At 56.7% G+C, this 23,910-nt stretch carries 18 protein-coding genes; 7 read left to right on the top strand and 11 right to left on the bottom strand.

Going from position 1 to position 23,910, the window contains the following annotated elements; translation table 11 throughout:
* The 6 genes from KOL99_RS08030 to KOL99_RS08005 all read left to right on the top strand — a co-directional run bounded on the left by KOL99_RS08030 (window position 1) and on the right by KOL99_RS08005 (window position 7,345).
* The gene (locus tag KOL99_RS08030) at window positions 1-1,470 is read left to right on the top strand and encodes an ATP-binding protein (protein ID WP_216509945.1); all 1,470 of its coding nucleotides are present in this window, start codon (window positions 1-3) and stop codon (window positions 1,468-1,470) included.
* Window positions 1,471-1,482: 12 nt separating this feature from the next.
* A complete protein-coding gene (locus KOL99_RS08025; protein ID WP_216509944.1) occupies window positions 1,483-3,129 on the top strand; it encodes a hypothetical protein in 1,647 nt (548 codons plus the stop codon).
* A 223-nt stretch (window positions 3,130-3,352) separates the two neighbouring features.
* Complete coding sequence (locus tag KOL99_RS08020; RefSeq protein ID WP_216509943.1) at window positions 3,353-4,537, top strand: hypothetical protein; 1,185 nt, start codon at window positions 3,353-3,355, stop codon at window positions 4,535-4,537.
* 65 nt (window positions 4,538-4,602) lie between these two features.
* Window positions 4,603-4,890 carry a hypothetical protein gene (locus KOL99_RS08015; protein WP_216509942.1) on the top strand — a complete coding sequence of 96 codons (288 nt, stop codon included), beginning with the start codon at window positions 4,603-4,605 and terminating at the stop codon, window positions 4,888-4,890.
* Between the two features lie 146 nt (window positions 4,891-5,036).
* Window positions 5,037-5,348, top strand: coding sequence for a hypothetical protein (locus tag KOL99_RS08010; protein WP_216509941.1), 312 nt, complete (start codon window positions 5,037-5,039; stop codon window positions 5,346-5,348).
* Between the two features lie 635 nt (window positions 5,349-5,983).
* The gene (locus KOL99_RS08005; RefSeq protein WP_216509940.1) at window positions 5,984-7,345 is read left to right on the top strand and encodes a radical SAM protein; all 1,362 of its coding nucleotides are present in this window, start codon (window positions 5,984-5,986) and stop codon (window positions 7,343-7,345) included.
* Window positions 7,346-8,038: 693 nt separating this feature from the next.
* On the opposite strand, the gene KOL99_RS08000 is transcribed toward KOL99_RS08005, so the two are convergent.
* Complete coding sequence (locus KOL99_RS08000) at window positions 8,039-8,587, bottom strand: PEP-CTERM sorting domain-containing protein (RefSeq protein WP_236025890.1); 549 nt, start codon at window positions 8,585-8,587, stop codon at window positions 8,039-8,041.
* A gap of 482 nt (window positions 8,588-9,069) precedes the next feature.
* Here KOL99_RS08000 and KOL99_RS07995 point away from each other — a divergent pair, with 482 nt between their 5' ends.
* Complete coding sequence (locus tag KOL99_RS07995) at window positions 9,070-11,604, top strand: PAS domain-containing hybrid sensor histidine kinase/response regulator (protein ID WP_216509938.1); 2,535 nt, start codon at window positions 9,070-9,072, stop codon at window positions 11,602-11,604.
* 236 nt (window positions 11,605-11,840) lie between these two features.
* Here KOL99_RS07995 and KOL99_RS07990 read toward each other — a convergent pair whose 3' ends face one another.
* The 10 genes from KOL99_RS07990 to KOL99_RS07945 all read right to left on the bottom strand — a co-directional run bounded on the left by KOL99_RS07990 (window position 11,841) and on the right by KOL99_RS07945 (window position 23,393).
* Window positions 11,841-12,416 (bottom strand): winged helix DNA-binding protein, encoded by a 576-nt coding sequence (locus tag KOL99_RS07990; protein ID WP_216509937.1) that lies wholly within the window; start codon window positions 12,414-12,416, stop codon window positions 11,841-11,843.
* Window positions 12,417-12,527: 111 nt separating this feature from the next.
* Window positions 12,528-13,043 (bottom strand): biotin/lipoyl-containing protein, encoded by a 516-nt coding sequence (locus KOL99_RS07985; RefSeq protein ID WP_216509936.1) that lies wholly within the window; start codon window positions 13,041-13,043, stop codon window positions 12,528-12,530.
* Between the two features lie 24 nt (window positions 13,044-13,067).
* Window positions 13,068-14,591, bottom strand: a complete 1,524-nt coding sequence (locus KOL99_RS07980; protein WP_216509935.1) for an acetyl-CoA carboxylase biotin carboxylase subunit — start codon at window positions 14,589-14,591, stop codon at window positions 13,068-13,070.
* Between the two features lie 49 nt (window positions 14,592-14,640).
* Window positions 14,641-16,191 (bottom strand): acyl-CoA carboxylase subunit beta, encoded by a 1,551-nt coding sequence (locus tag KOL99_RS07975; protein ID WP_216509934.1) that lies wholly within the window; start codon window positions 16,189-16,191, stop codon window positions 14,641-14,643.
* Window positions 16,192-16,204: 13 nt separating this feature from the next.
* Window positions 16,205-16,966, bottom strand: a complete 762-nt coding sequence (locus KOL99_RS07970; RefSeq protein WP_216509933.1) for a LamB/YcsF family protein — start codon at window positions 16,964-16,966, stop codon at window positions 16,205-16,207.
* Between the two features lie 58 nt (window positions 16,967-17,024).
* Window positions 17,025-17,957, bottom strand: a complete 933-nt coding sequence (locus KOL99_RS07965) for a 5-oxoprolinase subunit C family protein (RefSeq protein ID WP_216509932.1) — start codon at window positions 17,955-17,957, stop codon at window positions 17,025-17,027.
* Window positions 17,945-18,703 carry a 5-oxoprolinase subunit PxpB gene (pxpB, locus tag KOL99_RS07960; RefSeq protein WP_216509931.1) on the bottom strand — a complete coding sequence of 253 codons (759 nt, stop codon included), beginning with the start codon at window positions 18,701-18,703 and terminating at the stop codon, window positions 17,945-17,947. The genes KOL99_RS07965 and pxpB overlap by 13 nt, the downstream gene beginning before the upstream one ends.
* On the bottom strand, window positions 18,700-21,660 hold the full coding sequence (locus tag KOL99_RS07955; protein ID WP_328759994.1) for an NAD-glutamate dehydrogenase domain-containing protein: 2,961 nt from the start codon (window positions 21,658-21,660) through the stop codon (window positions 18,700-18,702). Before KOL99_RS07955 ends, pxpB begins: the two co-directional genes overlap by 4 nt.
* Window positions 21,661-21,678: 18 nt before the next feature.
* The gene (locus KOL99_RS07950) at window positions 21,679-22,647 is read right to left on the bottom strand and encodes a DUF979 domain-containing protein (protein WP_216509930.1); all 969 of its coding nucleotides are present in this window, start codon (window positions 22,645-22,647) and stop codon (window positions 21,679-21,681) included.
* The gene (locus tag KOL99_RS07945; protein ID WP_216509929.1) at window positions 22,644-23,393 is read right to left on the bottom strand and encodes a DUF969 domain-containing protein; all 750 of its coding nucleotides are present in this window, start codon (window positions 23,391-23,393) and stop codon (window positions 22,644-22,646) included. Before KOL99_RS07945 ends, KOL99_RS07950 begins: the two co-directional genes overlap by 4 nt.
* Between the last annotated feature and the right edge of the window lie 517 nt (window positions 23,394-23,910).

The following is a 23,910-nucleotide window of genomic DNA, read 5'->3' as shown; positions in this document are numbered from 1 at the left end:
ATGGCCAAGGATTTGTGGCTGCCTAAAGGCTTTGAGCTGTCGGACGGATCTAAGATCCGGTCGCTCCTCTACTCAGGAGATGAGTGGCAGATTTTTGATACCAATGGGGCGAATAATATCCTACTCGTGCGTCCGGAACTGGCGCGGAAGTGGGATGAGTTCGATTTTCTCAATGAATCCCTGCTTGGAGATGTTGCTTGCGGTAGTGAAACATTCCGGAGCCTGAGCAGCCATAAGAAGTACACCCTGACGGCGATTGAGAATGGCAAATCCCCAGAGAGCAAAATCGATGCACTTTCCTTTGCTTTCGCTCTCAAAGAGTCTCGGAAACTTTCGGAGGAGGCCTCTTTCCATGATGCCCTTTATGTGGAGCAGTATTCCAGACTGCTTCCGACCTGGACGCTGACACCTTATGTAGATGATGAAGTAGTTTTGGGGACCTACATCACTGGTGGGGTTATCATCTCCACGCAATCCTTCCGGCGTTTGACCAACCTGACCGGTTGGATGCCCGTTGGCGATTTGGCCGAAATTATTAAAACAGCCGGTTTTAACGTACCTGCAGATGCTGACTCACTTGCCAAGCGAAAGCCCGCCTCTCAACCCATGACCGGCTCAAAGGCCTCCATTTCAGAGGCGGCTGGGAAAAACGACCAGCTGGAATCACCCGAAAAATCGGCCGAGGCCAAAGTGTTTAAGCTACCAGGGCGACCGCAGCTCGAGGAGTTTTTCAATGAGCACGTCATCGACATCATCTTCAATGCACAGAAGTACCAGGCGTTGGGTGTCGATTTCCCTTCCGCAATCGTTCTGCATGGGCCGCCGGGGTGTGGCAAGACCTTTGCCGTGGAGCGGCTTGTCGAGTTTATCGATTGGCCCAGCTACTCGATTGACTCCAATAGTGTCGGCAGCCCCTACATTCACGAAACCAGCAAGAAGATCTCAGAGATATTTGACAAGGCGATTGATGGTGCTCCGTCCGTTGTCGTCATCGACGAGATGGAATCTTTCCTGTCCGATAGGCGATCTGGTAGTTCGTCTGGCTTGCATCACGTCGAGGAGGTAGCGGAATTCCTTCGGCGGATTCCGGAAGCTATCAAAAGTAAGGTGCTGATCATCGCCATGACGAACCTGATCGAGATAATTGACCCGGCTATTCTGAGGCGCGGACGTTTTGACCATATAATTGAGGTCGGCATGCCGTCGAGGGAAGAGGTAGCTTCCCTTGTGAATTCACTCCTGGCCAAACTGCCGAAATCCGACAAACTAGATGTTACCAAGATCCTCGATGCGCTCACGGGGAAGGCTCTTTCCGATTCGGCTTTTGCCATACGCGAGGCCGCAAGGCTCGCTGCAAAGGCAGGGAAGGCAGTGCTTGACCAAGAGAGCATTGAGGCCGCCTTGAACAGTCTTTCAAAAGCCCCAGAGAGGAAAAGCAAACGTATCGGATTCGTCTGGGATGACAAGTAACCGGAGCGGAGCATGGACCTATTGCAAAACCCTTTTCACATTCTGAATGCCAGCCCTCGCGATAATCGCCGACGTATCATGGAACTCGCCGATGACCGAAGCCTTTTGCTCGACCCAAGCGAGTGCATGGAGGCGCGGTCGAGTTTGACCAACCCCCGGAAAAGGCTCTCCGCTGAAGTTGCCTGGCTGCCTGGTATTGGACCGAAACGAGCAGGAGAGGTGTTGTCGCTCCTTGAATCCTCGCCAGCCAATTTGCTCGCTGTCGACAAGCTGTCGTCAATTGCTAGGGCGAATATACTCGCTGCAGCCCTCACACGTTTGCCTGAATACAATGCCGATGTTGTTGCGGAATGGATCCTCGAAATTTCATGGGCATTCGAGGACCTCGTCCCAGATGAGCTGAGAGTGATTATCAACGAGGAACGGGTTGTTTCTGGTTTTCCGGAAGTATCGGACCTCTCAGCCGTCGAAGCTGAAATCATGGAACGCCGGAGGCACTATCGCCAGGTCATCAAGTCGACCTTGGACTACCTGTCCCCAAAAGAACTCGTGAAGGCAGTCACAGTTGCCGTCGAGTCCGCGACTGACGATGGCGAAGAGCACGGCCCTATTCTGATAGCTGACCTTGTTGACTCGTATGAGGTAGAGGCACAGGGATTTCTAGATAAGGAAGAAGAGAACATAAGAGGCCTTGTGGAAAAACTGCGAGCCTCCGTCGACGCGGAGCAGCCGGATTCCTTATTGGCTCCCATGGTGAATCAATTAGTCCAGGTTGTTAAGAACTGGGATATCGTCGCTCAGCCGATTCAGCTTAGTGCGAAGAGTCGAGGGTTCGATCATGATGCGAGCCACCGCGTCGCCGGTCTGGTTCGTGGTCTGGCGATTCATATGTTCAATGAGCACGGTAAGCTCGATTTCTCACAGCAACTCACAAACATGCTGCAGGAAGTATTTGCAGAGGTTGGTGAGGTCGCCGAACGCACCGCTGAGGACGCAGACGCTCTTAGTGAGATAGCGGAGCAGCGGATTCGTTTCATAGAGGATGCAAAGAACAAGGCTGAAAAATGGCGAAGAGAAATAACCTATGAGGTCGATGTCGGGGCCATTTTCAAAGACAAACTGCGCATTTCTCCTGAGGGTATTGAGTGGAAAGGCCGCCGTTGGAATCTTGATTCAATTACCAGGATTCGTTGGGGGGGGACCCGGCATTCGCTTAACGGCATCCCCACCGGAACAACGTATAGCATCGTTTTCGGCAACGGCTCAAATTTCGCAACTATTGAACTGAAGAAGGAAGCAACATATTCCAACTTTGTTGATCGTTTGTGGAGGGCAGTCGGCGTCCGTTTGTTGACGGAATACCTTGAAGGTCTGCGAGACGGCAAGAAATATCGCTTCGGCTCCACAGTTATAAGCGATGACGGCATTGAGCTAGAGCGGAAAAAACTCTTTGGCAGCAACGAACGAGTCTTTTGCCGTTGGGGTGAGTTGGTGATCTGGAATGGTGCTGGTGTTTTCTGCATCGGGAAAAAAGAAGACAGGAAACTTTCTGCAGACTTCTCGTACCAGGAGGAGGACAACATTCATGTTCTCGAGGCTGCTATCCGCATGTTCTGGAAACAGGGCGGAGACCGGCTGAGCAGTCTTTTGGGGAACTAAAAATAATATGCACAGCAAAGACAACAAACGGGGAATACTATCTGGCCTAATCTCTGACACCCGGACTATCCCACAGATCCAACGGTAAGCCACTCCGCAGCCATCAGCGGCGTTTCCCTTGCTGGAACTGGCAAAGTGGCCACCTCTTCACGCTCCATACTCGTGTTCGGTCATAATGGGGGATAGTCGGCATTAAATGTGTAGATGGAAGGGGGCTACGCTCATGATTGGTGATAATGATACGGATAAAAAGGGCTTCTCCGGGCTTTCTGGATTGGCATCCGATTTTGGTGCTACAAAGCCCATAAAGCCTGAGCCAGAAGAGGAGGCCAAGCCCTCAACATCTAAGCAACAACGGCAGCCTCCGCTGGACACTGCTCTTCCCGAGCCTGAACGGAAAAATGCAGGCTCTCCCCCACCTATTGAAACCGTTAGCTCTCGAAAAAACGACGGCGGTTCGGGGGGCAGGTGGATTGTTGGCTTTATCGCTGTTGTTTTAGTGATCTGGCAGATTAATAGTGGTGACCATAGCAACAAGAACCCTTCATACAGTCCCCCTTCGTCTTCGCAGAGCAACGGCTACCCACAGAGCACCACGACTCCGGAAGTTCAACCCTCTAGCACGGTCCCAAGCGACGGACTGCAGTGTACAAAGCCTTCAATCGGCAACGATAATGTGCTGTCTGTGCCGGAGATCCGCTGGTGTATCCGAGAGGATATTCGCATTAAAGCGATGCGGGACGTCATCGATACCAATGCAGGCATTGATGAATTCAACCGGATCGTTAACGACTACAACAGCCGTTGCGGGAGCTACCGGTACCGTCAGGGGGCTCTGTCTGGAGCTGAACGTGATGTTGAAGCCTACCGAAATGAAATAGTTTCGGAGGCGATTCTGGAGGCTAGGCAATTAAGCAGCCGCTCGTACCCATCGGTGTCCCCAGGCGTATCTGTAAACAGTACTCCCGTTAGGGGCAGCAGCCCTTCCGTCGCCACTACAGTTGCACCGGAAAACCTCACACTTGAGGAACAGTCTAAGTACAATACTGCACAGCGGCTTCGGCGCCTGGGCTATGATGTTGATTGGCGGACAAGCTCTTTAGTGGACATGATTGATTCAGAATCTAGAATTTCTGCGGCGAACCGACTCGCCAGGCTTGGCTATAACGTGGACTGGCGAACAAAGTCGCTAACAGACATGATTGATGCAGAATCTAGGATTGGTACCGCGAACCGCCTTTCCCAGTTGGGGTATAACGTGGATTGGCGAACAATCTCGCTAACGGACATGATTGACGCAGAATCTAGGATCAGTGCGGCGAACCGCCTCAAACGGAAAGGTGTTTCCGTAGATTGGCGCAATTACTCGCTAACACGGTTGTTGGACATGGAGTATGGTCAGAATTGATCTATGCTCTGATATTGCAACTATAGTAATCGGTGCCCTTCATGTCACTTCTAAAGGAGGAAATCATGAGTGATGAGTTCAGGCGAGGCACTGGCGGTCCCGGAGGTAGACCGCTTAAAGAGTATGGTAAGCTTGGCACTTTTGGACTTGCTATCGCGCAAAAACTTGCAGCAACAGGACTTACTGAAGCCGACTATATTCAAATTGCTCGGCAATTTAAAGCTGACGAAACACGTTTCTATGCATACATCCGATATTTTAAAAACGAGAAATTCAATATAATTTTAGAAAATGGCCGGTATGTGGACAAAACCGAACGCATAGATAACCGGGCATCTGGCGAAAGCCGTTAAAAGAGGTTGCTAACCAACCGGCTAGAGCTTTGTCTGGCTGCGTTCTCTGGAAAGCAAGCCAGTTAGACTAACGTTGTGCATCAAGATAAGGCTCCATTTTGGTGTATAACGATATCCTTGGGAGCCAAGAAGGAGAGGACTACGCTATGGGAAAGTTAGTATTTTGCTTGGGCATTGTATTACTCGCTTCACCTGTGCTTGCAGGAAGTTACGACAACTACGAAATTAAACAAGACCCCTATGGTTATGGTCGTTCCTACGGTGGCAGTAGGGAAATCGAAATGAAAAATAAGTATGACTACGATCCATCGAACAAGTACAGAGGTGAAATCGAAAGTGATGGAACCGTCAGGATGAAAAACTATAACGGCGACCGATTGCGCGGCACCATTGATAATGACGGTTACGGCACTTTGCGTGACCAAAACGGAAATACCTACAGAGTGAGGCCTCGATAATTAAAAGCAGGAGAAATAAGATGAAGCTGTAAAAATAATCTTGGTGGCCCAATGAATTTAGGAGCCGGCATGAGTGGGCAACAAAAAAGTGGGGGAAGAAAAAATCTACTCCGAGTGCTGTTAGATCATCAAGGGAAAAGCCGAAAATACGCCCCAAGTTGAGGATCGGCTTCGGATTTTAACTTTGGTAGCAGCATCCACGGGAGCCCTCCCCTATGAAATATTAAGGCTTTTTAGATTGAGGGGGGGGCTCAAAATTCCGATTGTGATTGGGCGCCGTTGACACCCCTGCATTGTGGTTAGTTGTCCCCGTGTCTCCAGTCAATACATCTGATATGGTTAGATGAAAGTTATACTGCCCCTAGGACATTCCACTCGCTTTCTGGCCGTTTGCCCTCAAGGACGCTGCCGAATGAGAAGAGTGAGCTTGTTTGTGACTCACAGCTTTCGATTAAGGACGTGTGTGACTGATGAATTCAGACGAGGGGGAGGAGCCAGAGGTTAGCAAAACTTCAACTGTGACAAATTGTCGCGAAGGTGATGTGATGTGCAACTGCGGGGAGATACAGAATTTTAAAGTCAAACCATGGGTCTCTTGGCGGGTCTATAGGACTGCATCGGAAACAAGATGCTTCTTGTCAAACGAGTCAACGCGAAACTTTCTACTTCTCGCCGATGAGTCTGCGGAGCTTTTTGATCTGATAGCCAAAAATGGTGCCAGTTATACCAAGCTTAAATCTTTGGCTGAACTGTTAGGAGTGGAAGACGAGTTAGATTTATTTGTTCTAGAGCTAGCAAATGAAGGTTTAATCGAAAATTGCCGAACTCTTAGTCACACTCAGGCTCAAGTTCTTAACACTGATTATGCCGCGACTGCCAAGAACGAAATTGAAGATGAGATGATGCAGTGGGCAGACAAAAACAATTTCTTATATAGCTCTCATTTAGACCTGACTTACGTATGTAATCAAAGGTGTATTCACTGCTATAATCCGAATGCCGCTTCAAGACAGGCTGGGGCAACAGATGCACAAGAAGAGATTTCGACTGCGGAGGTTTTACAGCTTCTTGACGATTTGGTTGTGCTAGGGGTTTTTCGGCTTTTTTTAAGTGGTGGCGAAATTACCCTCCGACAAGATTTTTGGGAAATCCTCCTGGGTGCACGAAAGCGAGGATTTTGTGTTGAGGTGTATACGAATGGATTGGGGATAGACGCTGAGTTTGCCGCCAAACTGAAAAGTTTCGGTGTTCACAAGGTCGATATCAGCGTTTACAGTGCCGTACCCAAACAGCACGATGCGATCACAGGAATTTCCGGGTCCTGGCAAAGGACTATTAACACATTTCATCTACTTCGGGATGCACGGGTTCCCACCGTCCTAAAGAGCATCCAGATGACTTCAACTGTGTCTGGGTACCATGCAACTAAGCGACTTGGGGAAGAACTTGGTGCCAAGGTTCTTATGGATATGTCCATGTCTGCTGGATATGGCAATAATATGCGTCCCCTTGCACTGTTGCCCTCTGTCGAACAAATGGCAGAAGTTTTCAGAGTAGAGATTGAAAACGGCGTTTACCGAACAGACATGCAGCTTAACAAAGATAGGCATCCGTGTGGTGCAGGCCGTAAATCCCTTTGTATATCGCCGGACGGGACGGTGTATCCCTGCACTGGATTTCCTGTCGGGCTTGGAAGCATACGCGATCCCGGCGGGATCACCGCAATTTGGCAACGGGGGTGCTTAAGCCAAGAGGGGTTCCTATCAAAATGGCGCGGCATAAAGATATCTGATTTTAAAGAATGCGGAACCCATGACTATTGTGATTATTGCCCGGAAGTCTGTGCCGGTGCAGCATGGCTCGCCACAGGTGATTATCTTGCAGCAAATGAGAGCAGCTGCCGCCAAGCAAAGGCCTTCCTTAAAGCCGTTAGGCTGGTGGTGGGGCTACGCACTGCGGACGACTCGGAGCAAGGTGCGACGCCTATTCGTGAATGAGAGGAGGTGAATTGACGATGAAAAAGCTGGGAATTAAGTCAAAAGAAGCTCATGACAATGGCACCTGCAGTAAAGGGTGCGGCATGCACTGGGACAATCTCTGCGGGAAGCGACAGTAACAGGCCCGCAAAACTCCACGCGGTCACGATACTTGGGGGATGAAGTCGAGAGCCCCTGGAGTTTCCTTGAAGCCTCAGAATCCTAAATTTTTTAATGGTGTAAGTTGTCGTTGAAGAACGTCAAAAACTCCGTACCCTAACCTGTACCCTAAGGCGTTGCAAACGTGTTAAACATGTGTTACTTTGTTACCGCTCTGGTAGCGGTAACATATTGTATCGGCAGCAAGTTGATGATTTTTTGAGGGTACGGTAGGGGCGGGAGGTTGCTCTCATAACCCGAAGGTCACAGGTTCAAATCCTGTCCCCGCAACCAAAACATCACAAAGGCACTTGGCTGAGACCAGCTAAGTGCCTTTTTTGCGTATTATCCCTCGCAACTTTGTCCTGCTTTCGCTCTCCCATTGCCAATTAATATAATTTTGGACATCTTGCCTCTGTCTTGGTCTTGGCTCTGTCTGGTGCATAATTTACATAAGTTGCCAGCGTCTCTGGCTAGAGGTGTTTTCAAATTTGTGTAAAAAGGGCTTTACACTTTATGTAAAGCCCCTTGGTCCTGCAGAGATCTTACTGAAGATCATGCCTCGTTCCTGCGACGCTTTCCGTAGATCGCGATCCCGGCGAGTCCGATGCCCATAAGTAGCATGGTGCCCGGCTCGGGGACCGGGGCGGTCTCGTTGTTATAGTTGAGGCAGAGCACGGACCGGTCCAGATAGAGGAAATTAAGGCAGCCCCTTTCGTCGTAGATGAGGGATACGTCGAGGTCCTGGCCCTGCGCCCATGGTGCGGTGATGCTCGAGGCGACGTCGAACCTGGTCGACTCCATCGGGTTCCAGAACCAGATCCAGCCGGTGTCGTTCTTGAGGGTCCCCAGGAAGTTACTTTCCACCTGCACAGCGTCGTTGCCGCCGTTGACGAAGTTCGAGTAGATCGTCAACTTGGCGCTGTTGATGGTGTCGTAGGGCATCTCGAAGTCGCCCGGCATCTCCTGTTGCCAGGTGGCCGTGCCGGTGCCGGTTAGGATCCGGTCCAGGTCGGTGGTGCTCGTGTAGAAGGTTGCCCCGGCGATCCCCGTTGCGCCAAGCATTAGCGCGGCGGTCAGAATTCCTGCCACAATAGCTCTCATTCTCATGCCCTCCCTGTTCGTTGTATTTTGAAACTGTCCATTGCAAGGCAACTAGCGTGCCGCCATAATTAAATCAGCCGGTTACGGGCGGGAGCCGCGTGCCGTGGAGGTGCTCAGAGAGGGGCTTGGTAAGATGCAGGAGGGAAACGTGTAAAGATCTACGACAGGTGTAAAGGCGTGTACAATGGGGGGCGGCTCCTTCCGCTCGCCGATTCCCCCAATTGTTGTAGTGGCATGCCTAAAGCTCGGGCAACGATCTTTCATGCCGGCTCGGCTCCAGCACCACTCCAGTCATTTTTGTAGGTGCCATTTCTTTTTTCGCAGCCAAGGCGGGTGTACGGGGCGCACCTTTTTTAACTGGTTTTCTGATATATTGCACGCGATGGCTGCAGAACGTGGTGCTGCGCAAAAAAGGATGACCGCCACCCAGCCGATGACTTGATAGCGGCCTCTCACTAGAGATCCCATACCGGACAGCGACCATGAAAAATAAATCCTTGCGGCTCAATTCGCTTTGTTACAGGGCTTTGCCTTTCCTTGTCCTGCAGTCCCCAACATCAGCCACTGCTGCACCCCTGGAACGGGGAGCAATGGGGGGCACCCTGTCAGGGGAGGGCGGCTCGTACCAGATCCTGGCGTCGGTGGCCATCGTGGCGCTGATTACCCTCCTTATTGTCACGCTGCGCCAGATGCGCCAGTCGAAGGAAGCTTCCCGGTCACTAGCCGAAAGCGAACGGCGCTTCCGTACCTTGGTGGAGCAGGCAGGTGACGGTTTTGAGCTGATAGGACCGCAAGGGGAGATCCTGGACTTAAATAGTGCCACCTGCGATTGTCTCGGCTATACCAGGGCCGAACTCCTCAGGATGAACGTGACGGATATCGACCCGCTGATCAGCAGGGAGACTTTCGCTGTCCAGTTCGCCTCATTGATAGACCAGCCGCCGGTCACCTTCGAATCGGTGCACCGGCGCAAGGACGGATCGACATTTCCCGTCGAGATCCGAACCACGGTCTTCAAACTGGGGGGGATGCACGTGGGGCTTTCGCTGACCCGCGACATCTCAAAGCGTCGGCATCAAATGGCCGAACTCGACTACACCAACAAATGCTTCACCCAGGCGCTGAACAGCCGTCATCACGTCCTCTACCGTCTCAACGTCACAGAAGGCAGGTATGATTACCTGAGCCCCGCCTTCGAGCAGATAACCGGCCATCCCGTTGCTGAATTCCAAAAGAACAGCCTTGAAACGCTCAAAGAGTACTTCCATCCCGATGACAGGGTACGCATCTTTGCCGTTCTGGAGGAGGCGTTTCTCCACCGCACCACCGCAACTGTCAATCTGGACCTCGAGTACCGTCTCAGGAGGGCTGACGGAGAATATTGCTGGCTGCGTGATTCAACCACTGCCTGCTTTGATGAACGGGGCGACTTGGAGTGTTTCTTCGGTTCAGCTCATGACATCACAGACTCCAAACGAGCCGAAAAGGAACGTGAACAGTTCCATACACTGTTCATGACCTCTGACGACCTCATGTGCATAGCAGATCCACATGGTGCCTTCCTTAAGACCAACCCCTCTTTCTCCGAGATCCTCGGCTATTGCGAGGAAGAACTCGTGGCCAGGCCGTTCATCGATTTCGTTCATCCCGACGACAGGGAACCGACCCTTGCCGAAATGGAGCAGCAGATACGGTCCGGGCATTCGTTGAGGTTCGAAAACCGCTATGTGTGCAAGGACGGTTCCGTCCGATGGCTATCATGGAGCGCGGTGTACAACCCTCAGGATGGGTTAACCTACGCGACCGCCCGTGACATTACCGAACGCAGGGAGGCGGAAGAAGAGCGCAACCGGCTGGAGCAGCAGTTGCTCCACGCGCAGAAACTGGAAAGCCTCGGCGTCCTGGCGGGAGGCATCGCCCACGATTTCAACAATATCCTGACCAGCATTATCGGCAATGCCGATTTGGCTCTGACGCAGATCGATCCCCAGTCGCCGGTCATGGAAAACCTGCAGCGGATCGAAAAATCGGCAGCAAGAGCCGCCGACCTGGCCAAGCAGATGCTCGCCTACTCTGGTAAAGGGAGGTTTGTGGTCGAGCCCACCGATCTCAGCCATCTGGTCGAGGAGATGAAGCATATTCTCGAGGTCTCCGTCTCCAAGAAGGCGATGGTGAACTACCATCTCACCCGCCCGCTGCCTGTCGTTGACGCCGATGCAACGCAAATCCGCCAGATCGTCATGAACCTGGTGATCAACGCCTCCGAGGCATTGGGGGAGCAGGCCGGGGTGATCGATGTCGCTACTGGGAGCGTCCACTGCGATGAGAAATACCTCCAGGGGACCTGGCTTACAGACATCATCCCCGAAGGAGTCTATGTCTTTGTAGAAGTCGCCGACACTGGATGTGGCATGTCTACGGAGACTGCCTCAAAGATTTTTGATCCCTTCTTCACCACCAAATTCACCGGGAGGGGCCTGGGGATGGCTGCCGTGCTGGGGATAGTGAGGGGACACAGGGGTACCATCAAGGTTGACAGTACGCCCGGCAAGGGAACCACATTCCGGGTACTCCTCCCCGCGAGCGACAAGGCTCCCGAGGTCGCAGCACCTCCTGCCGCCGAAGTCCGGTGGCACAAAAGCGCAGGGAAGGTGCTCCTGGTGGACGACGAGGAGGAGGTGCGCAACATCGGCTGCCAAATGCTGCAGGCGCTCGGTTTCACGCCGCTCTCTGCAGAAAACGGGCGGCAGGCGGTAGAGGTCTTCAAAAACACCCCGGACCTCGCATTGGTAATCCTCGACCTCACCATGCCGCAGATGGACGGGGAGCAATGCTTCCGGGAGCTGCGGCAGTTGGATCCGAAGGTGCTGGTGCTCATGGCAAGCGGCTACAGCGAGTACGAAGTGGCCCCCAAATTCGCCGGCACGGGATTGGCTGGATTCGTGGAAAAACCTTTCAACCTGTCGACCCTGAGAAAGGCGATAGATGGGATTCTCGGTAAAAGCCACCAAGGATGATGCGGAACTGCTTTTGGGTAAACGGCAGTCGGTTTGTCCAGAAGGGGATGCACTAGCAGCAAAGCCTCCGGAGCACATAAAAACGCGGCTGCATGTTCATGCAGCCGCGTTCCTGATTCCTCTCCCAGGGGGGTGATACCTCACAAAACGATGACGGTGACGACCCGCGACCGGTGCCTTTGGTATTTTTCGCGATCGGGCGGGGGGAGCTTCTCGCTTCGGGCCGGGGATGAACGTCAAGACGAAGTCAGGTCAAATGAGGATGCTGCGCGGGAAGCCTGGTCGTAGCTGCCGGACACGTTGCGCAGGAACTTCGCAATGCCGGCCAAAGTCTTTGCTTCTTCGTCACTCTTGGTGAAGCTTTCGATGAGGCAGGTGTCGCGCACCAGCTTGTAGTTATTGCAGATGTTCGAGCCTTTAGCGGTGGTGGAATAATACATCTCCTTTCCCCTCTTTGTTCCGCTGACCAGCCCCGCGGCAATCAGCTTTTTGATTGAGTAGGTGGCAAGATGGGTGTCTTCGATGTTCAGGATGAAACAGATGTCCGCCAACCGCTTCTGCTTGCCGCGGTGGTTGATATGGTGCAGGATCAGGATGTCGAGCGGGGCCATGTCCTTGGCTCCGGCGGCGTTCATACAACGCACCATCCAGCGTTCGAAGGCATGATAGGCAATGATGAGCCCGAATTCGAATTCGGATGACTCGGGGTAGGAAATAGCGAGATGTGAGGACGTAACGATATGGACGTTATTCTCATCGGACGGCTTGGAAGTACCCTGAACGCTGCTGGTATCGATCTCTTTCTTTGGCATAGACCCTCTGATATCTGCGGAACTTGACACAGGCGTGCTGTAAGGGTGCAGTATAACTACCGTGAGTCCATTTTTCCAAGAAAAATACTTTTAAAATCCGGCTGCTGACCCCTATTCCGCCGGTTCCACCACGCACAGCAAGTCGTTGGTCGCAACCGGGACGCCCTCTTTCGCCTTCAGTGAGCCGATAACCCCGGCAACGGTTGCCTTGATCTCGTTCATCATCTTCATCGCCTCAAGGATCATAAGCACTTGGCCCGGTTCGACAGGCTGCCCTTGCTTGACCAGGATCTTGCAGACGTTGCCAGACATTGGTGACCTGATCTCCTGCCTCCCGCTTGGCGCGGCGGACAGCTTCCTGGCCAGCTTTTTTTTCTTCTCCTCAACTACTTCCAGTTCGAAATGATCCCCCTGGATGTCGACACCGTACATCTCCCCACTCTCGGAAACTTCGATGTCGACCTCGTACGATTTGCCATCGATGATCAGGGACAAGAGGTTATCCCGCGATTCGTGGTAATCGACCAGGTATTCCTTCCCTCCCAAGTGAACGGTGTACAGGCCGGGATGACGCTCCTCCACCCCTATGTTCCGCTCTTCTCCCTTGCAGGTAACGATATATGCCATGTGGAATCCCTCCGGTACGTGCCGTCAGCGTTTGATACGGCCACTCATCTTCCAGCCCGATTCGGCCTGCAAAGTGGTGTCTGAAATAGCGGCGCTCTTGCGAGTCTGGGACTGGTCGCTGCGGAACGCTTTGATGGCGACCGCAAGGAGCGCCACCTCCTGGTGCGGTTTTTCCCTGGCGGCATCCTCCTTGACGAACCTGCTGTCGATGAAGGTCGTGTCGTAGTCGCCGGCAATGAAATGCTCATTCTGCATGACCCGTTCGCAGAAGGGGATCGTGGTCTTGATCCCCTTCACGAAGTACTCGGACAGTGCCCGCCGGGTCCGGCTGATGCAGCGCTCCCGGGTGCTGGCCCACACCACGAGCTTGGCCAGGTGCGGGTCGTAGTAGGGGGGCACCTCGAGTCCCTCGTACATGCCCGAGTCATCGCGGACACCCGGGCCGCCCGGCGTGCGCAGGCCGGCGATGCGCCCGGCGATGGGGAAGAAGTCGTGATCCGGATCCTCCGCGTGGATGTGGCATTCGATGGCGTGACCACGAAACGAGATGTCCTGCTGCTGGAAGCAAAGGGGGAGGCCGGCGGCCGCGCGGATCATCTCCTTGCAGAGGTCGGTGCCGGTGACAGCCTCGGTGACCGGGTGCTCGACCGCCAGACGGGTGTTCATCTCCAGGAAGAAGAATTCCTTCGTTGCCGCGTTGACCAGGAACTCTGCGGTTCCAGCCGAATCGTAGCCGACCGCTCGCGCGATGCGGAGAGCCGCTTCGCCCAGTTTCCCTCGGAGTTCTTCATCCACGATGGTCGATGGCGCCTCTTCGATCACTTTCTGGCGACGGTGCTGGATGGAACACTCGCGTTCCATGAAATGGACCACGTGCCCTTGTTTGTCGCCGAATATCTGGATCTCTATGTGCCGGGGGCTTTCGATACAGCGCTCCAGGTAGACCGCCCTGCTGCCAAAGCAGTTGAACGACTCGGAACGGGCCGCCCGCACCAGCCTGGCCAGGTCCTCCGGGCGCTCCACGACACGCATCCCCTTTCCGCCGAACCCATGCACCGCCTTGACCATGAGCGGGTAACCGATGGTGTCAGCTACCTGCCGCGCCGCGCCGTCGTCCTTCAACTCCTCCAGCATGCCGGGCACCAGCGGGACGTCCTGCGCGGCCGCCACCCTCCGGGCCGCGACCTTGTCCCCCATGGTCCTGATGGCATCCGGGTTGGGCCCGATGAAGGTGATCCCTTCTGCCGCGCAGAGTTCGGCAAAAGCGGCCGTTTCAGAGAGGAACCCGTATCCGGGGTGGACGGCGTCGCAGCCGGACCTCTTCGCCACCTCGATGATGGTGTCGGTCCTGAGATAGGAGCGGGAGGCGGGGGCTGGGCCGATGCAGTAGGCTTCATCCGCCACCCTCACGTGCAGCGAGGCCCGGTCCGCCTCCGAATAGACAGCTACGGTGGGGATCTGGAGTTCCTGGCAGGCGCGGATGATCCGTACCGCGATCTCGCCGCGGTTGGCGATGAGGACTTTGTTAAAAAGCTTGTCAGCAGGCATATGAACTACTCCTTGCAGTACGCTTCGAGATGCAGTGGTAACTCGCCGGCTACAGCGGGATGTTGCCGTGCTTGCGCGGCGGGTTGGCATCGCGCTTGTTCTTGCACATCTCGAGCACGCTGATCAGCTTGGACCGGGTCCGGGCCGGATCGATGACTTCGTCGATGTAGCCGAGTTCGGCCGCATTGTAAGGGTTGGCGAACTTTTCCCGGTAGTCGCTGACCAGTGATTTCCGGGTTTCCTGCGGGTTGTCGGAAGCGCACATCTCGGCCCGGTGAATGATGTTGACCGCGCCTTCCGGCCCCATGACCGCGATTTCCGCCGTGGGGAAGGCCATGCTGTAGTCGCCGCGGATGTGCTTCGAGTTCATGACGCAGTAGGCGCCGCCGTAGGCCTTGCGGGTGATGACGGTGATCTTGGGCACGGTCGCTTCGGCCATGGCGTAGAGGAGCTTGGCGCCGTGCTTGATGATGCCGCCCAGTTCCTGCCCCACGCCGGGCATGAAACCGGGGACGTCCTCGAAGATCACCAGCGGGATGTTGAAGCTGTCGCAGAAACGGGTGAAGCGCGCCCCTTTGAGGGAGGAGTCGACGTCCAGGGCGCCGGCCAGAAAGATGGGCTGGTTGGCGACGATGCCTACCGGCCTGCCGTTCAACCGGGCGAAGCCCACCACCAGGTTCTTGGCGTAGTGCTCCTGGACCTCGAAGAAATAGCGGTCATCGACCACGGCCTTGATGACCTCCTTGATGTCGTAGGGGACGTTCGGGTCATCGGGGATCATGCTGCGCAGGGCATCTTCGCAGCGATTGATGTCGTCGTCACACGCGGCCCGCGGAGGGTCCTCCATGTTGTTCAGGGGGAGAAACGAAAAGAGTTCGCGCATCATCAGCAGGCATTCTTCGTCATCGGAACAGGCGAAGTGCGCGCATCCCGACTTGGAGTTGTGGGTCATGGCTCCCCCCAGTTCCTCCTTGGTCACCTCCTCGTGGGTTACCGTCTTGATGACCTCCGGGCCGGTGATGAACATGTAGGAGGTGTCCTTGACCATGAAGACGAAATCGGTGATGGCCGGCGAGTAGACCGCTCCCCCCGCGCAGGGCCCCATGATGGCCGACAGCTGCGGCACCACCCCGGAGGAGGTGACGTTGCGCAAAAAGATGTCGGCGTAGCCCGCGAGCGAATCGACCCCCTCCTGGATCCGGGCCCCGCCGGAATCGTTCAGGCCGATTACCGGCGCCCCGTTCTTCAGGGCCATGTCCATGATCTTGACGATCTTCTCGGCATAGGATTTGGAGAGGGACCCGCCAAAGACGGTGAAGTCCTGGGCGAAGACGTATGCCGGCCTTCCGTCGATGGTGCCGTAACCGGTCACCACACCGTCGCCGGCGATCTTCTGTTTTTCCATCCCGAAGTTGTGGCAGCGGTGGGTGACGAACTTGTCGATCTCGTTGAAGCTCCCCTCGTCGAGCAAGATGGCGATGCGCTCCCGGGCGGTGAGCCTGCCGGACTTGTGATGCTTCTCGATCCTGTCAGCGCCGCCCCCCAACTCGGCCTGCTCGTTTTTGGCCTGCAGAAGATGGAGTTTGCTTTCGATGGTCATGGTGTACCTCGCTTTAAAGAGTGCCGAAGGCGTTCAGTTGAACCTTTTCCCGCTCCAGCCGCGACCTGATGATCCGGATCATCTCGATAGCTTCGGCGGTATCGCCATGAACGCAGATGGTCTGGGCGTTGAGAGGGACCTCGCTGCCATCTATGGAGGTCACGCTGCGGTCCCTGACCGTGGCCAGTACCCGTTCCGCGGCCAGCGCCGGATCGTGGATCACCGCGCCCGGCTGGGTCCGCGGCACCAGTTTCCCTTCCCGGGTGTAGGCGCGATCGGCGAAGACCTCTTCCACGTACCTGATGCCGGTTGCCTTGGCGGCGGTCACCATCTCGGAATTGCTCAGGCATACCAGGTACAGGTCAGGATCCAGGGCCTTGATCGCCTCGGCGATGGCCAAGGCTATGGTGCTGCTGACGGCGGCCTTGTTGTAGAGCGCCCCGTGCGGCTTTACGTGCTGCAGCTTGATCCCTTCGCACTTGCAGAACGCGGCCAGGGCCCCGATCTGGTAGATCAGGTCCGCGGTGACCTCCTCTGCCGAGAGTTCCATGGGACGCCGCCCGAACCCGACCAGGTCGGGGTAGGAGGGGTGGGCTCCCACCGCGACGCCGTGGGTCTTGGCCATCCTGACGGTCTTGCGGATGGTCGCCGGGTCAGAGGCGTGAAAGCCGCAGGCGATGTTCGCCGAGGTGATGAACGGCATCACCTGCTCGTCACTGCCGATAGTGTACGCGCCGAACCCTTCACCCATGTCGCAGTTCAAATCGATGTGCATACTGTTTTCTCCTTACTCCGGGCCTCGCGTCTTGCGCTGGCCCCGAACGCCCCGGCACTTACCCGAGCGCCGCCTTCTCGTAGCTCAAATTTTCCGCGGCCAGCGCCGCGACCGCCTCCTGATCGCCGCACTCCACAAAGGTCACGCTGTCTCCGGCCTTGGCCTGTGCCAGCTTGGACAGGTCGGGTCCGATCACGAAACCGATCTTCGCGTAGCCGCCCGTCGTCTGGCAGTCCGCCATCATGATGATGGGGTGCCCGTCCCCCGGAACCTGGATCGCGCCCGCGCTCAGGGCGTCGGAAATGATGTCCGGCCCCGCGGCATGCTCGATGGTCGGCCCTTCCAAGAGGACACCCATGCGGTCGTTTCTGGGGGAAACCGTGAAGCTCTGGCTGAAGAGCGACCGCAACCCCTCGGGGGTAAACAGCCCTTCCTGTGGCCCCGGAATTACCCGCAGGCGCACCTCGCTGCCGTACTTGGGGAGGTGATGGTAGGAAAGTTCGCGCGGTGCGAAGGGCATCCGGTCGGCCTTGGCGATTTCGATGACGTCATCGGCCTGCAGTGCCCGGCCGTCAAAGCCGCCTATGCCGGCGCGGGTATAGGTCGACCTGCTTCCCAAGACCTCGGGGACGGCGATGCCCCCGTAGAAGGCGAGATAGCTGCGGCAGCCGTTCACCGCGTAGCCGAAGCAGAGTTCGCTGTTGGCCGGGACGTAAAAGGCGGACCAGTTTTTGATCTTCTTGCCGTTCAGGGTCCCCTGCATATCCGCCCCGCACACGGCCAGGTAGGTTTCGTTGGGGAAGCGGAAGGTTCCGCCCAGCATGGTCATTTCCAGTACCGCCGCCCCGGGGTCATTGCCGGCCAGGATGTTGGCCATGCTGGCGGCGTAGCGGTCCATGACTCCGGACACCGGCATCCCGAAGGCGCGATACCCGGTGCGCCCACGGTCCTGGACGGTCGTCAGCATCCCCGGTTTGATCACAGTGCACATGCGGCGTCCCCCCCTCGTTCAATAGTGCCGGTCACCGGCAGGTAGCTACCCGATTCCACCTGCCGCCTGATATCCAGGAAGGTTTCGGCGTCTATCGCGGTAAAGCGCAGGAAGTTTCCCGCCGCGAAGAGAAACGGGTTGGCCGACCCGGGACTGAAGATCTGCAGCGGCGTGCGCCCGATCAACTGCCACCCGCCGGGGCTCTCGATCGGGTAGATGCCGGTCTGGCTGCCGGCGATGCCAACGGAACCCGCGGGGATCACCACCCTGGGTTGAGCCAGTCGCGGTGCCGCGATCCGATCCGACATCCCGCCCAGATAGGGAAAACCGGGGGTAAAGCCCAGCATGTAGACCTGGTAGGCGCGGGAGGTATGAATCTGGACCACCTCCTGCGTGCTCAGCTTGTTGTGGCTCGCGACGAAATCGAGGTCGGGGCCAAAATCGCCGCCATAGCAGACCGGGATGCTGACCACCGTGGCCGTGTCGCTGCGGTCACCGCTTTGGTCGCCGCTCTCCAGGTAGAGCCTGATCTTCTCGCTGAGCGCCTCCCGGTTGATTCTCTGCGGGTCGAAGTAGACCATCAAGGAACGGTAGGTCGGCACCAGCTCGAGTATCTCGTCCGGCATGTCGCTGGCGATCAACTGCGCCAGGCGATGAACCCGGGCGTTGACGCCGGGGTCGATCACGTTGCCGAATTCCACCACCACTCCTTGTTCGCCGGCTTTGACGATGTTTGTGTCGCTCATGCTCCCTCCCCAGGGAAGTTCCGGTCCAGGAAGACCTTCACGAACTCCTCGAAGTCCGCCTCCTGGTCGCCCCGGTACACCATTGCGGATCCTATTTCGGCCGCGAGGATTGCGAAAAGGTACTTCTGGGGCAGTTGTCCGATCCTTTGGCTGTAACTGCTGTTTTCGCTCAGGAAGCGGGGGAGGTGGCTCATGATCGCCCGTTTGAAGAGCGGTTGCAGGCAGATGTCCGGCCGTTTCTGGAAGAAGCTGAACAGCCGTGCGTAGTGCGTGTTGATCTCGGCGCTGATGGAATTGGAAATGTCGGTGCAGAGAAGGTTTGGCTGCTCGCGGCGGCGCCTCAGGATCAGCCTCGCCTCGTCAGCGGCGCGTCGTTCCAGGATCTGGAGCACGTCGGCAACGTAGCGCTCCTTGTTGGCCAGGAACTCCTCCTCGGTCAGCAGCAGGTTGGCGATGATCTCGTAGGAGGAGGAGATGACCCCGCACTTGTTGGCGGATGCGTCCCGCATGATGATGATGCCTTTTCTCTGCAGGTGCTGCCGCGCCTCAGGGGTGATGAACGAGTTGGCCCCCTCGATGATGACCTTGGCGGAAGGGGTGCCGTCGGGGAGTAAGAAGCGTTCCCAGTTGTGCGTGTCGATGGTTTCCGGCCTGCCGCCACCGGGGATGAAAAGGTCCGCCTTCACGCAGAAGGGGAGCTCCGCGAATTCCCGGGAGAATTCATCCACCGAGATCCATTCTTCCTCCACCCCGTCGGCCGTTCGGGTCACCTTGCGATAGAGCTCGCGCAGTCCCTCGGAGCGGCTCCCGCTGCGAAAGAGCATGAAACCGCCGGGATTGAGTTGCCACGGGTCGAAGGCGTCGAGGTCCCGGGAAAGCAGTATGCGCCCGAGTTCGTCGCGGTCCGCTCCGGCCGTGTCGCACAGCGCCGCGGTCCCGTCCAGGATCAGCCGGATCTGCACCTGCGGAGAGCGCTCCAGGAGCAAGCGCATGGCGTTGCCCGCCACGTCGCCGTTGGGACCGCCGGTCATCTTCACGGAGTAGGGGGCTTCGCGCATGTCGATGCCGAGTTCGGCCATGGTTATCTCGGCAAAGGTGACGACACCGAGCGAGGTGACGCCGAATTCCTTGTGATTGATGCCGACCTGCTTGCTGGACATGATGCCGTTGCCGAGGATGTAGCCCCTTTTCGCCGAGATGCGGGCGATGGCCTCGATGACGTTGTCGTGCATGTTCTCGTCCGGGCCAAGCTCGATCGGTTCATCCTCGCGATAGTAGTCGACGACGCCGGGATTTTTCGCGATCCCGTTTTCGGTCACGTATATGTCGAGGAAGGCGTTGATGACACCGTACTGCAGCTTGTACAGGCGCCAGGTTTCCTGGTCACGATCCCGCGCCTTGAGGTCGGCGGTGTTCAGGATCAACACCATCTTGGAGCCGCCCTCGTAGATGTCCTTGTTCTTGAGATGCTGGGTGAACGCCAGCACGAAGTTTTCGCGGAACAGGTTGTTGGAGTTGGTGACGAAGTCATCCTTGGTGCGGGCGATGACGGTGCGCCAGCCGCCGCGGGCGATGTCGGAAAAGCCGATGTGGTAGCCGAAGCCGAAACGGCTGAAGAAGAAGGTGATCCGAAACGGTGTGCCTTGTGGCAGATCCCCGGTGAAGTCGGGACCGAGCTCGGCCAGATAGGCGGGGTCGATCCTGAAGGAGAGCGCCTGCTTCACCACCACGAAGAAGTTGGTCTTCAGCGTGTTGCGGATAAAGGAGAGGCAACAGCGGAAAATCGCCCTCCGTATCTCGTCCAGGTAGCGGTGGCCGGTGCTGTAATCGGTCACGGTCTGCTGCGTCGCGGCCAGCAGCGCCTCATAGTCGGTCGCGCCAACGGCGCGCGGGTCGAAGCGGCTGCGGAACAGCCTCACCAGCTGGAGCGCTATGTCGGGATGGGAGGTGAAGGCGTTTTGGACGTCCTCGAGGCCGAAGCGGTCGGGCTGGTTGTGGGCGAGGTTGGAATGGCAGAACGCGGTGAAGGCGTTGATCAGGGCGGCGTCCTCGCCGGAGATGACGTCCTTGGTGACGAACTCGCGGTACGTCGGGGAGCCGACATTGAGAATCTGCGTGGTGTATAACTCGCCTTGCAGACGAACGAAGCTCTCGGAGTTCTTTTCCAGCAGGCTCCCCCCGCGCGGGCGCACGTAGAAGGTCCCGAGGAAGTAGGGGTGGACGCCGTTGGAGATGGTCAGGCAGTAGGCGCGGTTCACGGCCAGCCCAAGCCGGTTGAAGACTTCCATGACCTGCAGCAGGAAGTCCTTCTGGGGGGGATTGGCAACGGCAAAGAGGACCCGCGACTCGCCTCCCGTTGCCATAGGTTCCACGTCCAGGTGCAGGCCGCCCCCCTGGTTGCCCATCTGGAACAGGTTCAGGATCTGGGCCACCCGCGCCGGCGGGGAAATGCGCACGTAGCTCTCGTTGTTGAGCCAGATGATCCGTAGCAGCCGGTCGAAGTCCCCGGTGGGGCTCGCCGGGTATTCCCGGATGAAATCGTCATGGATCCGGTTGCGCACATCGGCGGGAACCTCGTTTCCTTTGCCGTTCAAGACCTCGTGGTTCGATTTGCGGTCGAATTCCAGGCGCTGGATTTCCAGGGTCTGCTGCATTCCCGGGAGAGGGCCCTCCGAGTGGGCGATCATCGCGTAGGATATCTCCCGCTCGCGCACCCGGCGGATCGACTCATACAACGACCCGGGAACGTTGGCCACGGCCTGGATGAAGCTCCTGTCCCGGTCCGCGAGTATCAGGCGGCGGTTATGCCGCAGGGTCCCCAGTTCGCGCCTGAGGATATCGATCGCCTCCGGCTCGTCCTTCATGGAGACGAAAAAGTAGGGATGCATCTCTGCTTCAAGCCAGCTGTTGTTATCGCCGCTGTGGCTTACCGCTCCTTCAACGCCTTGGTTGGACACGACTTTCTCCTTTTGGCTCTAGAACGCGTTCATCAGGAAATACATCAGGGCGATGTTGACCACGAGCAGCGGCAGGGCGGTCATGATCTGCACCTTGATGACCCCGTTTTTGTCGGGAAGGTCGAGCAGGGCCGCAGGGACGATGTTGAAGTTAGCCGCCATGGGGGTCATCAGCGTGCCGCAGTAGCCCGAGAACATGCCGATCGCGGCGACGATGGCGGGATTGCCGTGGAACACCCCCATGAGGATGGGAACCCCGACCCCGCCGGCCATGACCGGAAAGGCGGCAAAGGCATTGCCCATGATCATGGTGAAAATGGTCATCCCAAGACAGAAGACCGCTACGGCCACCAGCTTGAAGTCCATCGGGATGTAGGTGGTGGTGATGTTGGCTACCGCCTTGCCTACGCCGGCATCCATGAACAGCAGCCCCAGGACAGCCAGCATGTGGGGCAGCACCACGGCCCACCCCATCGAGTCGATCAGGCGGCGGGCTTCGCGCATGGCCTGCACCGGTGTGGACCCCGTGAAGCGGCAGGCGACGATGAGGGCGAGAATGCAGCCGATGCCAAGGCTTACCAGGGTGAAGTTCTTTTGATCGAGCAGGAACATGCCGCCGATCTTGGTCTTTTGAAATACCACCGAGCCGATCATGGTGGTAAAGGGGATGATCAGTGCCGGATACAACAGGCGGTTGCCCAGTTTGACCGCGCTTTCGTGGCGCTCCTCGGCGGTGAACTGGCTGTACTTGCCGAGGGAGACGCCGCCCAGCCCGGCGATGAGTGCCATCGCCACGACGATGATGCCGGCGACCAGGGGAAGCAGTAGATCACCGATCAGGAAGACCACCGCGTAGAGCGCCCAGAACGAGCCGGTGGCGATGCGCCTCGGGTTGCCTTGATCGCGAAAGGACATGATGGAAATGACGGACAGCGTCAGTCCCAGCAGAATGAAAAAGTAATTCAGCGGCAAGATCGTCGAACTCATGCTTTTTCTCCTGTGAATGCCTCGGTGACGACGGTTTCAGCGGTTTTCTGGAAACCCAGTTCCCGTTCGATTTCCACGTCCAGCCTGCGCAGGCGGAACGCGTGGATGGTGAATGCCGAGATGGCCGTTGGGATGCCCCACAGCGCCATGTGCAGGGGATTGACCTCTATGCTGTACCCGCGCAGGATCGTCTGCATCAGCACGATGGCTCCAAAGGCTACGAAAATGTCTTCCCCGAAGAACAGGCCGACGTTATCCGTGGCGGCAGCCATTGCCCTTATCTTGTAAAGCAGCTGGTCCGGTATGGAGCCGTAGCGGTTTTCGGTCGCACCTTCGGCCATAGGCGCGATCAGCGGGCGCACCATCTGCGGGTGGCCGCCAAGGCTCACCAGGCCAAGCCCGGCCGTCAACTCGCGCACGAACAGGTAGACCATCAGCAACCGTCCCGCTGTCGCTGATTTGATCTTGGCGATTATGCGCTGGGCTTGTTCTTTCAGCCCGTAGCGCTCCAGCAGACCGATGACTCCCAGTGGCAGCAATAGAATCAGTGGCAGGTTCCGGGTCTTCACGAATCCGGTGCCCAGCGAGATGAGAATCTTGTCGATGGGCATGGCGGCGGTGAGGCCGGTAACCACCGCCGCGATGATGACAACCATAACGGGGTTTTGCCGTAGGATAAAACCGGCAATGATTACGGCTACACCGATGAGCGGCCAGAGGTTTACAGCTCCTTGCGTGGCTTGCATGGCATTCTCCTTTTCGGGGGTGAAAAATACGACTATGAACTTGACGCCGGCCGGTCTGCCCAGGAGCGCATCAGGTGGGGCAGGGGGGATTAAGAAGTTTTATGCCATGTGGATCAACCGCGAAGAGCTCTTCCCACCTGGGGGGGCTTCCACGGGAGGGCGGTCAGGTGGCAGCAGGGCGCCTGTTACGGCGAAGTTCGTCTGTCGCCCCTCCATGAGGTGCACGGCGGCCTGTACTCCACAATTACAAACAACGTTTTCGGTATACAAACATTTCGTTGATAAAATGTCAACGTTTTGTTGACGTGTCGTTGAAAAATTTTGCTGAGCCTTTTTCTGGAAATCATTCTGGAAGGGGGAGGAGGGGCTGCGAGGTGGCGGGAGGTGTGATGCATGCTAACGGAGCTATTCGCCGACAAACAGTTTAACCATACATAAGAAGCCGCCAGGGCTTTGCCCTGGCGGCTTCTTTGCTTCGGAATGGTTTTAGTGATCTCCGGTTCTGTTATTCCTGCAC

Source organism: Geomonas azotofigens (assembly GCF_018919395.1).
Lineage (GTDB): Bacteria > Desulfobacterota > Desulfuromonadia > Geobacterales > Geobacteraceae > Geomonas > Geomonas azotofigens.
Note: the sequence above shows the minus strand (reverse complement) of the source record. Positions and strands in the feature narration are given on the sequence as shown.